Annotated in this window: 1 protein-coding gene; it reads right to left on the bottom strand. The window is 71.2% G+C overall.

All coding sequences use genetic code 11. The annotated features are described in order from the left end of the window. The coding region (locus tag EF387_RS46515) for a sensor histidine kinase (RefSeq protein WP_162467369.1) at positions 1-626 on the bottom strand (626 nt) is incomplete at both ends.

The following is a 626-nucleotide window of genomic DNA, read 5'->3' as shown; positions in this document are numbered from 1 at the left end:
GTCCGGCCCCGGCGGGCGGAGTACGGGCGTGGGTGCCGCGCCAGCCGGTGTCGAAGACGCGCGGCAGAACCTCCTCGGGGATGCCGCCGCAGCCGTCCGTCACGGACAGCAGCACGCCGTCGGGCAGGCGTTCCGCGGCCACCATGACGGTGCCGTCCGTGGGCGTTCGCCGGATCGCGTTGACCAGGAGGTTGCCCAGCACGCGGCTCATCTCCCTGCCGTCCACCTCCACCGGAACCGGCTCCACACGATCCCCGACCAGTCGCACCCCGTGTTCGCGGGCCAGCGGATCCGCCCCGGCGAGGGCATCACCGACCAGGTCGTAGACGGACATCCGAGAGAGCGACAGAGCCAGGGTTCCGGCATGGATGCGGGAGAGTTCGAAGAGGTCGCCCACCATGTCGTTGAGGTGTTCGACCTCGGTGCGGATCTGTTTCAGATAGCGGCCGGGGTCGGCGGCGACGCCGTCCTCCAGCGCCTCGGCCATCGCACGCAGGCCCGCGAGCGGCGTGCGCAGATCGTGCGAGATCCAGGCGACGAGTTCACGGCGGGAGGACTCAAGGGCGCGCTCGCGCTCCCGGGACTCGGCCAGCTTCGCGCTGGTCGCCTCCAACTCGCGGCTGAGT

Origin of the sequence: Streptomyces cavernae, from assembly GCF_004023625.1 — a bacterium.
Taxonomy (GTDB): Bacteria; Actinomycetota; Actinomycetes; order Streptomycetales; family Streptomycetaceae; genus Streptomyces; species Streptomyces cavernae.
This window is presented reverse-complemented; position numbering and strand designations above follow the sequence as displayed.